Origin of the sequence: Streptomyces sp. NPDC005492, assembly GCF_040605995.1 — a bacterium.
GTDB lineage: Bacteria > Actinomycetota > Actinomycetes > Streptomycetales > Streptomycetaceae > Streptomyces.
Window position 1 is genome coordinate 129,108 of sequence record NZ_JBEXDX010000017.1, and the last position, 13,294, is coordinate 142,401.

The following is a 13,294-nucleotide window of genomic DNA, read 5'->3' on the forward strand; positions in this document are numbered from 1 at the left end:
GGTGAGTTCGGTGTCGACTGTCCGGACATGGGACCCGGCTGTGCGAACTCCGGCGTGCGCAGGGCCCGGACCAGGTACGGACCACCGGCTCGGATACGGCAGGATGAGCGGTCGCACGTCAAGCAATGCCCGCAATTCAAGCAGGTGACCGATGAATCGCACACCGACCCTGGACGACTTCATGCTCGCCGGAATCGCCCTGGCCTCCGGCCTGTTGGCGGCATTCCTGCTGCGCGTCCTGCTGCGCTGGCTCGGCAAGCACGCCGACCGTACCCGTTGGAGCGGCGACGACGTGCTCGTGGACGCGCTGCGGACCGTGGTGCCGTGGTCGGCGATCGCCGGCGGAGCGGCGATCGCGGGGGCGGTGCTGCCGCTGACGCGCACGGTTCAGCACCAGGTGGACCAGACCCTCCAGGTGCTGGTCATCCTCGCCGTGACGGTGACGGCGGCCCGAGTGATCGCCGGCCTGGTCCGGGCGGTCACCAACTCCCGCTCCGGTGTTGCCGGTTCGGCCACGATCTTCGTCAACATCACCCGGATACTGGTCCTGGCCATCGGCTTCCTGGTGATGCTCCAGACCCTGGGCATCTCCATAGCGCCGCTGCTCACCGCCCTGGGCGTCGGCGGTCTCGCGGTCGCGCTCGCGCTCCAGGACACCCTCGCCAACCTCTTCGCGGGCATCCACATCCTCGCGTCCAAGACCGTGCAGCCCGGCGACTACATCCGGCTGAGCAGCGGCGAGGAGGGCTATGTCGAGGACATCAACTGGCGTCAGACGACGGTCAGGGCGCTCTCCAACAACCTCGTGGTCATACCGAACGGCCAGCTCGCCAAGACGAACATGACCAACTTCATGCGTCCCGAGCAGCAGTTGACGATCCTGGTGCAGGTGGGCGTCGGCTACGACAGCGACCTGGAGCAGGTCGAGCGGGTGACCATGGAGGTCATCGCCGAGGTCATGACCGACATCAGCGGCGCGGTCCCGGAGCACGAACCGGCGATCCGCTTCCACACCTTCGGTGACTCGCGGATCGGCTTCACGGTGATCCTGGGGGTGGGCGAGTTCAGCGACCAGTTCCGTATCAAGCACGAGTTCATCAAGCGCCTGCACAGGCGGTACCGGGAGGAGGGCATCCGCATCCCGGCGCCGGCCCGCACGGTCGCGCTGCACCAGGGCGCGGTGGTGATACCTCAGCAGCGGGACGGGGCCGACGAGCCGGGCGAAGTACGCTCCACCCGGCTCGACTGACCCTCCCAAGACCCAGGCCAGGTCAAAGGCCTTACAGCGTCGCCGAGTTGTCGCGGTGGGGCCGACCGGTCCGGCTGTGCGGGACGGTGAGGGACGGGTTCACCGGCGTCACCGTCCAGTCCGGATGACCGGGCATGCGGGGCGTCGCCGTACCGTAGAGCCAGTCCCGCAGGAAGCCGGACAGGTCCTGGCGGGCGACCGTCGACGCGACGGCGATGTAGTCCTCCGTCGTCGCCGAGGAGTCGCGGTACCGGGCGAGGAAGGCGCGCTCGACGGCGTGGAAGCTGTCCTCGCCGATGAGTTGGCGCAGCGCGTACAGGACGAGAACGCCGCCCAGGTAGCGCTGGTCGTCGAAGAGGTCGGCCGCGTTCGGGGCGGCGACCGGTCCGGAGTCGTGGCGCCACTGGTCGCCGCGGGCGTAGGTGTCCTTCATCCGGGCTTCCATCGTGGTCATGCCGAGGGAGTCGGGCCAGCCGCGCTCATAGCGGTAGAGCAGCCCGTAGAAGTCGGCGTGGCCCTCGTTGAGCCAGAGGTCGGCCCAGGTGGCGGGGCTGACGCAGTTGCCGAACCACGAGTGCACCAGCTCGTGCATCATGTGCGAGCCGATCCTGCTCTCCTCCTGGAGCAGGAAGTTCGGCTTGTACAGCGTGAGGGTCTGGGTCTCAAGTCCCGTGAAGTCGAAGGCGTCCGGGTCGTCGGAGTTGCAGGGCAGCAGTCCGTACGTCTCGAAGGGGAAAGCCCCGAGCCGCCGCTCCAGCCAGTCGATCTGTCCCGGGGTGAGCGCGAGCGCCGGTTCCAGGGCGGCGGCGCGCGCGGTGGGCACGACGTCCCGCAACGGCAGCCCGTGCGGGCCGCTCCGGTGTCTGACCACGTAGTCGCCGACCGTGATCTGCACCAGCTCGGTCGCCATGGGCGAACGGGAGCGGTACGTGTACGCGGTCCGGCCGCCGGACAGGTTCTCCGTGCACACGAGCCGTCCGTTGGCGACTCCGAGGAGTCCGTCCGGGACGGTGATGCGGAAGGTGAAGTCGGCCTTGTCGGACGGGTGGTCGTTGCAGGGGAACACGGTGTGCGCCGAGTCGGGCTGGCCGCACACGGCGAAGCCGTCGGGTGTGACGACCCAGCCGGTGTGCGCGAGGGCACGCCTGGGGTCGGCGGAGTACTCCACTCGGACAGTGACCCGGGCCCTCGCCGGGAGCGGCCTGGCGGGTGTGATCCGCAGCTTCTCGTCGGCCTGCTCGAATCCGGCGCTTCGGCCCTGGACGCGGACGGCCCGGATGTCGAGGGCGAGGGCGTCGAGGGAGAACCGGGTCAGGGCTTCGGTCGTACGCAGTTCTGCCGTGACCGTGCCGTCGACGAGGCCGGTCGTCGCGTCGTAGGCGAGGTCGAGGTGGTAGGAGAGGACGCGGTAGCCGTCGTTGCCGAGGCCCGGGTACACCGGGTCGCCGAGGGTCTCCGCGCCCTCGCCGCCGCTCCCCCGTCCGGCCGCGAGGGCCGGGGAACCCGCGGTCAGCGCCGTGGCCGTACCGATCAGGGCAGCCACGGGGGCCGTCACTCTGGTGCGATATCTCATGATCCTCTTTCGCTCGGGCGGCCGGTTGGTCGGCTCCGGCCGTCTGTCGGTGAAGGTGATCCGCCTCTTACTGACCGCCGGCCCGGACGATCGGTTGCCCTTGATCGACGCACGGGTGTTCGGGCGGTGGGGGCGGACCGCTGTCGAGTGGGACCGGATCACGAGATATCTTGATGTCGAGCAATGTTGCAGACGTGGAGCGGAGCACCCGGTGACTGACTCGACCATCATCTATACGCACACTGACGAGGCCCCGGCCCTGGCGACGTATTCCTTCCTGCCGGTGGTCCAGGCGTACGCCTCGCAGGCGGGTGTCGCCGTGACCACGCGGGACATCTCGCTGGCCGGGCGCATCATCGCCGTGTTCCCGGAATACCTCACCGAGGACCAGCGGATCCCGGACGCCCTGCACGAGCTGGGCGAACTGGCGAAGACGCCCGAGGCCAACATCATCAAGCTGCCGAACATCTCGGCGTCCATCCCGCAGCTCAAGGCCGCCGTCGCCGAGCTGCAGGCGCAGGGCTACGCGCTGCCGAACTACCCGGACGACCCGAAGACCGACGAGGAGCGGGACATCCAGTCCCGCTACGACAAGGTCAAGGGCTCCGCGGTGAACCCGGTCCTGCGCGAGGGCAACTCCGACCGGCGCGCCCCCGCCTCGGTCAAGAACTACGCGAAGACCCACCCGCACCGCATGGGCGCCTGGTCGGCGGAGTCCAAGACGAACGTGGCGACGATGGGCGTCGACGACTTCCGCTCCACCGAGAAGTCCGTGACGATCACCGAGGCCGGTGCGCTGCGGATCGAGCTGGTCGGCGACGACGGCTCCACCACGGTGCTGCGCGAGTCGGTACCGGTCCTCGCGGACGAGGTCGTCGACGCCTCCGTGCTGCACGTGGCGCCGCTGCGCGAGTTCCTCACCGCGCAGATCGCCCGCGCCAAGGCTGAGGACATCCTGTTCTCCGTGCACCTCAAGGCCACGATGATGAAGGTCTCCGACCCGATCATCTTCGGCCACGTGGTGCGCGCCTTCTTCCCGAAGACGTTCGCGCGCTACGGCGAGACGTTCGCCGCCGCAGGGCTCTCCCCGAACGACGGTCTCGGCGGCATCTACAAGGGACTGGAGTCGCTGCCCGAGGGTGCCGAGATCAAGGCCTCCTTCGACGCGGAGATCGCCGAGGGCCCCGCGCTCGCGATGGTCGACTCCGACAAGGGCATCACCAACCTGCACGTGCCGTCCGACGTCATCGTCGACGCCTCGATGCCGGCCATGATCCGCACCTCCGGCCACATGTGGGGCCCGGACGGCCAGGAGGCCGACACCCTCGCGGTGCTGCCGGACTCCTCGTACTCCGGCGTCTACCAGGCCGTGCTCGACGACTGCCGTGCCAACGGCGCCTACGACCCGTCGACGATGGGCTCCGTCCCGAACGTCGGTCTCATGGCGCAGAAGGCCGAGGAGTACGGCAGCCACGACAAGACGTTCGAGATCCCGACCACCGGCACGGTCCGCCTCGTCGACCAGGCCGGCAACGCCGTGATCGAGCAGACCGTCTCGGCCGGCGACATCTTCCGCGCCTGCCAGACCAAGGACGCGCCGATCAGGGACTGGGTGAAGCTCGCCGTCACCCGGGCCCGCGCCACCGGCAGCCCCGCGGTGTTCTGGCTCGACGAGACCCGCGCGCACGACGCCCAGCTCATCAAGAAGGTCGAGGCGTACCTGCCGGAGCACGACACCGAGGGCCTGGACATCCGTGTCCTCGCGCCGGTCGAGGCGACCAAGCTGTCGGTGGAGCGCATCCGTCGCGGCGAGGACACCATCTCGGTGACCGGCAATGTGCTGCGTGACTACCTGACCGACCTCTTCCCCATCCTGGAGCTGGGCACCAGCGCCAAGATGCTGTCGGTCGTCCCGCTGATGGCGGGCGGCGGCCTCTTCGAGACGGGTGCCGGCGGCTCCGCGCCGAAGCACGTCCAGCAGCTCGTCAAGGAGAACTACCTGCGCTGGGACTCGCTCGGTGAGTTCTTCGCGCTGGTCCCCTCCCTGGAGCAGTACGCGACGTTCACCGGCAACGCCCGCGCCAAGGTCCTCGCCGACACCCTCGACCGCGCCACGGCGACCTTCCTCAACGAGGACAAGTCCCCGACCCGTCGCGTCGGCGGCATCGACAACCGCGGCAGCCACTTCTACCTGTCCCTGTACTGGGCGCAGGAGTTGGCCGCGCAGACCGACGACGCGGACCTCGCGAAGGCCTTCGCCGCGCTCGCCGAGACCCTCGCGGGCGCCGAGCAGAAGATCGTCGAGGAGCTCCTCGCGGTCCAGGGCAGCCCGGCCGACATCGGCGGCTACTACCAGCCCGACCCGGCCAAGGCCGCCAAGGTCATGCGCCCGTCGACGACGTGGAACGAGGCGCTGGCGTCCCTGAGCTGACGCGGGCTCCGCGAGTCACTCCGCCCCGGCCGGGATCCCTCCGGCCGGGGCGGCCGTGTTCCCGGCCGGGCTCGACGGCGGCAGGTCACCAGTCCCGTACGGCGATCAGCTTCTCCACGTCCGCGTCCGCGAACCCGTACGCGTTCGCCACGAACCAGAAGTCCTCGGCTATCTCCTCGCGCGCCACGGTCTCGATCTCGCTGCCCGCCGCCTCGAAGTCGTCCTGGAGGGCGTTGAACTCCTCGGTGGAGACCTCCGTGAGGGCGTACAGCGCGGCCAGGTCGGCGGGCCGCTCCGTCTCGATGCGCCCGCACAGCCGCAGCAGGACCGCCTTGCCGAGGTCCACGACGCGGTCGGGGTAGTAGTCGGACCGGTACAGCCCGCGCAGGAACGCGTGCTCGGTGATCTTCTCGTTGCTGACGGGCATGCTGGTACTCCCCCGGGCCGTGATCGTCGTAGCCGATACCTTGATCCTGCACCACGCCACTGACAACGCCCCCGGGAGCCGCCGTGTCCCCCACCGCGCCGTCCTTCGAACTGCTGCCCGGCGCCGCCGACTCGCCCGTGATCCTCCATGTGCCGCACGCCGCGCGGGAGATACCGGCCGACGTACGCGCGGACATCCTGCTGGACGGCCCGGCGCTGGAGCGCGAGCTGGACCACATCACCGACAGCCACACGGCCCGGATCGCCGCCGAGGCGGCACGCGCGTGTGCCCTCTCCCCCTGGCGGTTCGTGAACCGGCTGTCGCGGCTGGTCGTCGATCCGGAGCGGTTCCCGGACGAGCGGGAGGAGATGCTCGCCGTGGGCATGGGCGCGGTCTACACCCGCACCACACACCGCGCCGAGCTACGGGCCGCCGATCACGACCCCGAGCCGCTGCTCGACCGCTACTTCCGCCCGTACGCCCGGGCGATGACGCAGGCGGTCGCCGACCGGCTGGCCGCGACCGGCCGGGCCGTCGTCATCGACGTGCACTCCTACCCGACCGCCCCGCTCCCCTACGAACTCCACGGCACCGGCCCCCGCCCGCCCGTCTGTCTGGGCACCGACGCCTTCCACACCCCTCCCACCCTGCTGGCGGCGGCGCACCAGGCGTTCGCGGGATGCGGGGAGGTCGGCGTCGGCAGCCCCTTCAGCGGTACGTACGTCCCGCTGGAGTTCTACGGCAAGGAGCCGGCCGTCAGCGCGCTGATGGTGGAGTTGCGCCGGGACGCATACATGGCGGAGCCCGGCGGCGCGGCCACCGGCACCGACGTCGCCCGGATCGCCGCGGCGCTGGCGGCGCTCGTGGCAGCCGTGACGGACTGACCTCCGGCTGGAGCACTCCCGCAGGACAGGCGGCCGGGGGCGTACGAGGGTGGACAGCATGACCGAGGAGACCACCACGCTGACCGGCCAGGCCCCGCCCCCCGTCCGGGACTGGCCCCCGCTCGACCTGACCGGCACGGAGTTCGACCCGGTCCTCGCGGAGCTGATGCGCGAGGGCCCGCTGACCCGGATCCGGCTGCCGCACGGCGAGGGCTGGGCATGGCTGGCCACCCGCTACGACGACGTGAAGATGATCACCAACGATCCGCGGTTCGGCCGCGCGGAGGTGACGAACCGTCACATCACGCGCATGGCCCCGCACTTCAAGCCACGCCCGGGATCCCTGGCCTTCGCCGACCAGCCCGACCACAACCGGCTGCGCAAGCCGGTCGCCGGCGCCTTCACGGTCGGCGCGATGAAGCGGCTGCGACCGCGAGCACAGGCACTGCTCGACACGCTCGTCGACGGGCTGGTCGCCGCCGGGCCCCCGGCAGACCTGATCGAGCGGGTCCTCGAACCGTTCCCGCTCGCGGTGGTCAGCGAGGTCATGGGCGTACCCGAGGAGGACCGGGAGCGGGTGCACTCCTGGACGCGGCAGATCATCTCCACGTCCGGCGGGGCCGAGGCGGCCGACCGTGCCAAGAACGCGATGTACGCGTGGATCACCGACACGATCCGCGCCCGCGCCGAGAGCGACGGCAGCGATGTGTACTCGCTGCTGGGCACCGCCGTGGCCCGGGGCGAGATCAGCGAGGAGGAGGCATCCGGCCTCGCGGGCCCCCTCCAGATCGGCGGTGAGGCGGTCACCCACAACTGCGGCCAGATGCTGTACCTGATGCTCACCCGGCCCGAACTGCTGGAACGGCTGCGCGCCCAACCCGAGTCACGGGAGGCCGCGTTGGACGAACTCCTGCGGTACATCCCGCACCGCTCCTCGGTGGGACTGGCCCGGATCGCCCTGGAGGACGTCGAGTTGCACGGCCAACGCATCAGCGCGGGCGATCCGGTCTACGTCTCCTATCTCGCCGCCAACCGCGACCCGGCCGTCTTCCCGGACCCGGCCCGCATCGACGTCGACCGCGACCCCAACTCCCACCTGGCCTTCGGCAACGGCGTCCACTACTGCACCGGCGCCGTACTGGCCCGCCTCCAGACCGAACTCCTCGTCGACACCCTGCTGGACCGACTGCCCGGACTCCAACTCGCCGTCCCCGCCGAGGAGATCGTCTGGCGCCGCAAGACCATGATCCGGGGACCGCAGACCCTGCCGGTCACCTGGTAGACCTCACGCCCGCAGCCACTCCGTGACGACCACCTCTCCCCCGGCCCGCAGCCGTAGCGCGAACGGGCCGGTCGGGGGGACGTCGCTCGTGAAGCGGCCGAGGCCGTCGGCCATGAGGGCGGTGGGCCGCAGGGCCTGCGGGCCGGTCAGGACCTCGATGCCGGCCGGCTGGGGCGGCATCACCTGACCGATCAGGCCCTCGCTCGTCACCTCCACGTCGACGGTCAGGTCGCCCGCAGTGAAGGTCAGCATGCGGGGCATGTCCATGACCCCTCTGACCGGGATCGCGTCGACCAGCGAGTCGAAGGTCAGCTCCGCGAGCCGGGCGTCGAGGTCGTACAAGGCGTAGGCGTCCAGGGCGAGTTGGCGCAGTTCGACGGGGACCGGGTCCAGGATGGCGGCGGCCTGCCGCAACTCCTCCTCCAGGAGTCCGTCGTCGAACTCACCACCGAACTCGTCGTCCGGCTCCTCGTCGTCGAAGGGCTCCTGGCCGAACGCGTCGAACGCGTCGGGACCGTCGTCGTACATGCCGCTCACACCGCCCCCCGGGCGTCCAGTCGGGCCCGCAGCCGGCGCAGACAGCGCTGGCGCATGGGTCCGATGCTGCCGACGGCGATGCCCAGGCCGGCGGACACATCCTGATAGCTGGGCGGCGGCGAGGCCATCAGGACCCGCAGCAACTGCCTGCACCTCTCGCCCAGTTCCTCGAACTCCTGCCACACCCGGCGGATGCGCTCGGCGTCGGCGGCGGCCTCCTCCGACTCGATCAGCGACTGTTCGGGCGTGCGCTCCTCGCTGATCCGGTCGAGGACCTGCGGATCGTCCGTGGGCATGAGCCGCTTGAGACCCTTGATCACCTTCAGACACTCGTTGCGCGCGGTGCTCGCCAGCCAGGAGCCGGTCTTCTCCGGTTCCCGGATCCGCCGCAGATGCTGGGCGAAGCGGAACCACACGGTCTGGTAGACCTCGTGGGCGTCGGCGTCGGAGAGCCGGTGGGCGCGCACCACCGACCAGACCAGGGGGCTCAACCCTTCCACGATCGCCTTCCAGGCCGCCGCGTCGCCGTCGACGGCGGACTGGACGAGCGTGCCGACTTGTGCACGATCCACGGTCCCACCCCTTGTGTACGGCATGTCATCGTACGCCGTGGAGGGGACGGTTCCGGCCCTCATGCCGGAGGGGTGAGCGGCGCGACGGGCACCGGGCGCCAGGTGGACGGGCGCAGCGCCGGTACATGCGCCCCGCGCACTTCGGCGTACTCGGTGTTGGCGGTGAGGAGTTGCCTGCGGGCGGCGCGGGCGTCGGTCTCCTTGTTGGCCGTCATGAAGGCGGCGACCATGCCGACGGCGACGGGCGTCGCGAACGAGGTGCCGCTCCACTGGGCGAGCCCCGCGAAGGACACCTGGTCCGGCGTGCCCGGTTCCGTCTCCCCCGCCTGGCTCAACACACCGGCGTGCCGCGGCGATTGGCAGGTGCAGGCGTAGGTGAAGCCGAAGCGGCAGGCGTCGTACGTGGTGTGCTGGTAGGTGTACGGCGTGGGTGCAACGAAGCCGGTGAGGGGGCCGACGAGGCGCTCGCCGGGGGCGTAGGCCTTGACCCAGGCGCCGTGGTTGCTGAAGCAGGCGCCGAACTCGCCGTCGCTGCGCAGCGCTCCGACGGACAGGACGACGTCCTCGTAGTCGGGCAGATCGGCGTAGGCGGCGGGCCAGAAGGGCGTGGCGCTGGCGTTGTTGCCGGCCGCGGCCACCAACAGGGTGCGCTGTCCCCGGAGTTCCCGCATGAAGCCCTCGATCCCGAGGAGTCCGTCGGTGCGGCCGTTGGAGGTGCCGGCGGAGAGGCTGATGACGTCGGGCCAGCCGTTCTGGTCGACGGCCGCGAACAGGGCCTCGCCGAACTCCGATTCGAGGATGGCGCCGGCGTCGTTGAGGGTGTTGCGGACGGTCACCTCGGTGTTGGGCGAGACGGCCGCGACGAGCCCGGCGATGAACGTGCCGTGGCCGACGTACTGCTGGAGCACTCCGGCGCTGTCGGTCTCGCTGATCTGGGGGTCGCCCTGGACGTGGGCCAGCAGCGGGTACGACTGGTAGTCGTGCATGAGGCCGGTGTCGATGACGAGGACGCCCACGGCGGTGTCGGCGTCGTAACCGGCTTCCTCGGGTGCCGGGTTGGCGCCCTCGGTGAGCGGGACGGGCACCGGCTCGTCGCCGGGGCAGGCGTTCACCGCGATCGACACCACGTGGTTGCGGCTGACGAGCCGGCGTCCGGCGCGTCCTTCCGGTTCGCGCAGGGAGCGCAGCGCGTTCGCCACGGCGTGGTCGCCGCGCCGGTCGCCCTGGCCCGGGTCGCCGACCTGGATGCGGGTGATGCCGGACCGGTTGGTCTCGGGGCCCGCGCGGCGCACCGAGTCCGCCGTGAGGCCGGCGGTCTCGGTGAAGTGCGTGCGTACGGTGTCCTCGACGAGACGGGCCTCCTCTCCGTCGCGGGCGAGAACGACGCCCTTCTCGTAGAAGAACTCGGCGGAGTCGTCCGGCCCCATCGCGAGAGGGGTGTCGGGCATCGAGCGCTGGATCTGGTCGAACTGCTCGTGGAATCGCTGTGGTGCCATGGCGGGTCCTCCCCCTGAGGCGGCGTTCGTCAGTCAGAGCCGCGGGACCGCTCCTTGATACAGCGCCACCCCTGTGTGGTGTGCACCGGGGACCACTACCATCCGAGGAGTGACAGCGGGAAGCGACTCGGTTCTCGAACTTCTGCCGATGGTGTTCGCGGCTCCGGGCGAGGCGCTGGCCGGTGCGCGGGAGGTGCTCGACACCGATCCGACGCCGTTCCGGGCCTCCGTGGCCCATCACGCGATCGGCATGTGGCAGCGGGACTTCGGCGATCTGCGGCTCGCCCTGCACCATCTGCGGCGGGCCCGCGACTTCGCGGCGCGCGCGGATTCGGCGGACCGGGAGGCGGACGTCCTCGGCACGCTCGGGGTGGCTCTCGTGCACGCGGGCCGTACCCGGCAGGGCCTGGAGGCCTTCGAGCGGGGCATCGCCCGCGGCACCGGTCAGACCCGGGCGCGGGTCCTGTACCGGCGGGCCTACGTCTGGTGGGTGCTGGGCCATCACCGGGAGGCGCTGGAGGACGTACGGCGGGCGATTCCCGTGCTGCGGCAGGTGGACGACGTGATCTGGACGGCGCGGGCGCTCACCCTGCGGGCGACCGTGCATCTGGCGCTCGGGGCGGTGGACCGGGCGGACGCGGACTTCACGGCAGCCGAGGTGCTCTGGGAGACCACCGGCCAGGAGCACGACAAGGCCGACGCCGTCGAGAGCCGGGGCCTGGCCAGGTTCCGCTCGGGCGACATCCCGGTCGCGCTCCAACTCCTCGACGAGGCCGAGGAGATGTACGCCAAGCTCACCACCCCGACATTCATGCTCACGATCCGCCGCTGCGAGGTCCTGCTGAGCGCGGGCCTGGCCGCGGAGGCGCTGGCCCAGGCGGACACGGCGGTCGCGCTGCTCGACGGCATCGGCGGGCAGTCCACCCGCAAGGCGGAGCTGCTGCTCGTCGCCGCCCGGGCGGCGCGGCTCGCGGACGATCCGCGGACGGCGATCGCACGCGCGGCGCTGGCGGTACGGCTGTTCGCCGCGCAGCGGCGCACCTGGTGGGAGACGCATGCCCGACTGGTGCTGATCGAGGCCCGGTTGACGGCGGGGCGGGCTTCTGGGCGGCTGGTGGCGGAGGCCGCCGCGGTGGCCGACCGGCTGGCCGGCTTCGGCTCACCGTCCGCGCCGGAGGCCTCGCTCCTCGCGGGCCGGATCGCGCTCGCGCTGGGCTGGACGGCGGACGCGGAACGGCACTTGGCGGTGGCCGCCCGCAGCAGACGCGGCGGTCCGCCGCTGGCCCGGATGACCGGCTGGGCGGCACAGGCGCTGCGCGCGCGGGCCGCGGGTTCCGGTCGCGGAGTCCTGGAGGCCTGCCGGCGCGGGCTCGACGTCCTCGACGATCACCGTACGACCCTGGGCGCCTCGGAGTTGCGGGCGCGAGCGACCGCTCAGGGCGCCGAACTCGCGGCGCTCGCCCAGCGCGCGAGCCTCGACTCGGGCGGCCCTCGGCGGCTGCTCGTGTGGAGCGAGCGCTGGCGGGCGACCGCGCTGTCCACCCCGCCCACCCGGCCGCCCGCCGACCCGGTCCTGCTCAGCAACTTGACAGCCTTCCGCGAGATCGCCGCCCGCGCGGAGGAGGCCCGGATGGAGGGCCGCCCGGTACCGGCCCTGGAACGCGAACAGCGGCGTCTGGAACGGGAGATACGCTCCCGCACCCTCCATATGCGCGGCGACGCCCCCGGCGAGGGCGATCGCTTCGACCCCTCCCGCCTCCTGGCCCGCCTCGGCGAGGGGCGACTGGTGGAACTCGCCGTCGTCGACGGCCGCGTACACGCCCTGTTGTGCGGCCAGGGCCGGGTCCGCCGCTTCAAAGCGGGCCTGCTCGCGGAGGCGATGGCCGAGGCGGAACACGTCCAGGCGGGGCTACGGCGCCTGGCCCATCCCGGCGCGGACGCGAGGCTCCCGCTGGTGGAGGCGGCGGGCCGACGCCTGGAGGAACTCCTCCTCGGAGAGGCGGCCCAACACCTGGGCTGTGGGCCGGTGGTGGTGGTCCCCCCGGGCCGACTCCACCGCGTCCCCTGGGCGTTGCTGCCCTCGCTGCGGGACCGCGTGCTCAGCGTCTCGCCGTCGGCGGGCAGTTGGCTGCGCGCCCTGGACACCCAGCCACCCCCCGGTGGCCGCCATGTCCTGGTACGCGGGCCCGGCCTCGCGACCGGTGGCGCCGAGGTCCCGGACCTTGCCGACCAGTACGGAAGGCCCACGGTCCTGGAACACGGCGATGCCGACGTCCCCCGGGTGCTGGCCGAGTTGGACGGCGCGACCCTGGCCCACATCGCCGCCCACGGCACGTTCCGCGCGGACAGCCCGCTGTTCTCGTCCCTACGCATGGCCGACGGCCCGCTGATCGTCCATGACTTCGAGCGCCTCGCCCGCAGCCCGTACCGCATCATCCTGTCCAGTTGCGACACGGCACGGTTCGCCTCGGTCGGCGCGGACGAACTCCTCGGCCTGGTAACCGCGTTGCTCCCACTGGGCACGGCGGGCGTGGTCGCGAGCAGCGCCCCCGTCAACGACGCCGCCGTGGTCCCCCTGATGCTCGCCCTCCACAAGGGCCTCAGTACAGGCCTGTCCCTGGCGGAGGCCCTGCGCGACGCCCGGGCGGCGCTGCCGGGGGACGCGGTGCATCAGGCGACGGGGTGGGCGTTCACGGCGTTCGGGGCGGCTTGACCGGGCGGGGCCACGGGACCGCTGGCAGAGGGCGGGTGCCGGGGCGACGGGCAGGCCGGGTAACGCGGCGATCAGCGCGGCGGCCGGCCCCTGCCGGGGCAACGCGAGGGGGAACCCTCCGGGCTCGGTG

The 13,294-nt window shown here is 71.6% G+C and carries 10 protein-coding genes; 5 read left to right on the plus strand and 5 right to left on the minus strand.

Going from position 1 to position 13,294, the window contains the following annotated elements; genetic code table 11:
• The first annotated feature begins 151 nt into the window (after nucleotides 1-151).
• Entirely contained in the window at nucleotides 152-1,249 is a 1,098-nt protein-coding gene (locus tag ABZT04_RS23560; protein ID WP_356058920.1) for a mechanosensitive ion channel family protein, read from the plus strand.
• 31 nt (nucleotides 1,250-1,280) lie between these two features.
• Here the strand turns inward: ABZT04_RS23560 and ABZT04_RS23565 are convergent, their stop codons facing one another.
• Entirely contained in the window at nucleotides 1,281-2,822 is a 1,542-nt protein-coding gene (locus tag ABZT04_RS23565) for a M1 family metallopeptidase (RefSeq protein ID WP_356058921.1), read from the minus strand.
• 211 nt (nucleotides 2,823-3,033) lie between these two features.
• Here ABZT04_RS23565 and ABZT04_RS23570 point away from each other — a divergent pair, with 211 nt between their 5' ends.
• Nucleotides 3,034-5,253: an NADP-dependent isocitrate dehydrogenase gene (locus tag ABZT04_RS23570; RefSeq protein ID WP_356058922.1), complete on the plus strand. Its 2,220-nt coding sequence runs from the start codon at nucleotides 3,034-3,036 to the stop codon at nucleotides 5,251-5,253.
• Between the two features lie 85 nt (nucleotides 5,254-5,338).
• On the opposite strand, the gene ABZT04_RS23575 is transcribed toward ABZT04_RS23570, so the two are convergent.
• The gene (locus tag ABZT04_RS23575) at nucleotides 5,339-5,680 is read right to left on the minus strand and encodes a DUF5713 family protein (RefSeq protein ID WP_356058923.1); all 342 of its coding nucleotides are present in this window, start codon (nucleotides 5,678-5,680) and stop codon (nucleotides 5,339-5,341) included.
• Between the two features lie 83 nt (nucleotides 5,681-5,763).
• Here ABZT04_RS23575 and ABZT04_RS23580 point away from each other — a divergent pair, with 83 nt between their 5' ends.
• Nucleotides 5,764-6,564 (plus strand): N-formylglutamate amidohydrolase, encoded by an 801-nt coding sequence (locus ABZT04_RS23580; protein WP_356058924.1) that lies wholly within the window; start codon nucleotides 5,764-5,766, stop codon nucleotides 6,562-6,564.
• A 58-nt stretch (nucleotides 6,565-6,622) separates the two neighbouring features.
• Nucleotides 6,623-7,846, plus strand: a complete 1,224-nt coding sequence (locus ABZT04_RS23585) for a cytochrome P450 (protein ID WP_356058925.1) — start codon at nucleotides 6,623-6,625, stop codon at nucleotides 7,844-7,846.
• A gap of 3 nt (nucleotides 7,847-7,849) precedes the next feature.
• On the opposite strand, the gene ABZT04_RS23590 is transcribed toward ABZT04_RS23585, so the two are convergent.
• The 3 genes from ABZT04_RS23590 to ABZT04_RS23600 are packed head-to-tail and all read right to left on the minus strand — an operon-like array spanning nucleotide 7,850 to nucleotide 10,451.
• Nucleotides 7,850-8,374 (minus strand): hypothetical protein, encoded by a 525-nt coding sequence (locus tag ABZT04_RS23590; RefSeq protein WP_356058926.1) that lies wholly within the window; start codon nucleotides 8,372-8,374, stop codon nucleotides 7,850-7,852.
• Between the two features lie 5 nt (nucleotides 8,375-8,379).
• The gene (locus ABZT04_RS23595) at nucleotides 8,380-9,018 is read right to left on the minus strand and encodes a sigma-70 family RNA polymerase sigma factor (RefSeq protein ID WP_356058927.1); all 639 of its coding nucleotides are present in this window, start codon (nucleotides 9,016-9,018) and stop codon (nucleotides 8,380-8,382) included.
• On the minus strand, nucleotides 9,015-10,451 hold the full coding sequence (locus ABZT04_RS23600; protein ID WP_356058928.1) for a S8/S53 family peptidase: 1,437 nt from the start codon (nucleotides 10,449-10,451) through the stop codon (nucleotides 9,015-9,017). Before ABZT04_RS23600 ends, ABZT04_RS23595 begins: the two co-directional genes overlap by 4 nt.
• A gap of 109 nt (nucleotides 10,452-10,560) precedes the next feature.
• On the opposite strand from ABZT04_RS23600, the gene ABZT04_RS23605 reads away from it, so the two are divergent.
• Nucleotides 10,561-13,164: a CHAT domain-containing tetratricopeptide repeat protein gene (locus ABZT04_RS23605; protein ID WP_356058929.1), complete on the plus strand. Its 2,604-nt coding sequence runs from the start codon at nucleotides 10,561-10,563 to the stop codon at nucleotides 13,162-13,164.
• Nucleotides 13,165-13,294 lie beyond the last annotated feature (130 nt).